Annotated in this window: 1 protein-coding gene; it reads right to left on the bottom strand. The window is 42.0% G+C overall.

Annotated features, from left to right (window positions below; genetic code table 11):
• A partial coding sequence (locus Q0871_RS18655) for a hypothetical protein (RefSeq protein WP_299326617.1) occupies positions 1-269 on the bottom strand: 269 nt, incomplete at both ends.

A 269-nucleotide genomic window follows, 5' to 3' on the forward strand; every position in this document is an offset into this window, starting at 1 on the left:
AAACTGATACCAGTATTGTATTCGTTAGAATCACTTAAATCACCATCGGCAGTATTGTGCGCTGCAATTGTAGTTGCGTTGGTCGAGATATCTGTAGCGTTTGCAGCTATAGCGTTATTCTGAGTTGTTTGTTCCGCTTCAAGAGTATCGATATCTGTAGCATTTGTAGCGATAGCGGTATTCTGAGTTGTTTGCTCCGCTTCAAGAGTATCTATATCCGTTGCGTTTGCAGCTATTGCAGTATTCTGTGTTGTTTGCTCCGCTTCAAG

Source organism: uncultured Maribacter sp., from assembly GCF_947500985.1.
In the GTDB taxonomy this organism is placed as follows: Bacteria; Bacteroidota; Bacteroidia; order Flavobacteriales; family Flavobacteriaceae; genus Maribacter.